This is a genomic window from Psychrobacter sp. HII-4 (assembly GCF_904846595.1).
Taxonomy (GTDB): domain Bacteria; phylum Pseudomonadota; class Gammaproteobacteria; order Pseudomonadales; family Moraxellaceae; genus Psychrobacter; species Psychrobacter celer.
The window spans coordinates 1-598 of record NZ_CAJHBJ010000115.1 but is presented as its reverse complement, the minus strand read 5'-3'; the positions used below and the strand labels follow the sequence as shown (position 1 = coordinate 598).

The following is a 598-nucleotide window of genomic DNA, read 5'->3' as shown; positions in this document are numbered from 1 at the left end:
ATCCAGCCTTGGCGTAAAAACTTCACTTGAGCCCATTTTTTCTCGATGGGATTTAAGTCAGGACTATAAGGTGGTAAGAATAGAAGCCTGTGACCATGCCTGTTAAGCAGCTTTTGAACGCGCTTATGAAAGGTCGCATTATCCATAACGATCACACATTTTTTCTTAAGCTTTGGTATCAGTGTGAACTTGCACCAGTGATAGAAAACCTCTTTATTGATGTTGGTCTTTAAATAATCGAGTGCAAACAGCATTTTGCCAAAGAGCGCACCAATGACGTTGGTTCGCTCTTTAGCTTGCCAGTTGTAACTGCCAATGCAGGGGCTACCAATGGGTGCATAGCTACAAGGACGCATCGTTTCACTCTCAAAGCCACTTTCATCCATGTACACAATGGGATAGCCTTGCTGCATAAAACTATTGAGCTTACTCTGATACGCTGCTCTTTTTATTGGACACGCTTTTGGATGCTCTAAGGTCTTTTTTTTTGACTGATACCAAGGCGCTTTAGGGCAATATCAATGCCTGACTTGCTACAGCCTAAACGTTGAGCTCGCTCGTACATGTAATCGTCTGGATACTGCGCGACGTCTTTGAG

The 598-nt window shown here is 43.5% G+C and carries 2 protein-coding genes; both read right to left on the bottom strand.

The features are described 5' to 3' along the window. A partial coding sequence (locus JMX98_RS14000) for a transposase (RefSeq protein WP_227680201.1) occupies positions 1 to 452 on the bottom strand: 452 nt, incomplete at its 3' end. 20 nt (positions 453 to 472) lie between these two features. Further along, positions 473 to 565, bottom strand: a complete 93-nt coding sequence (locus JMX98_RS14185; RefSeq protein ID WP_265089394.1) for a hypothetical protein — start codon at positions 563 to 565, stop codon at positions 473 to 475. Positions 566 to 598 lie beyond the last annotated feature (33 nt).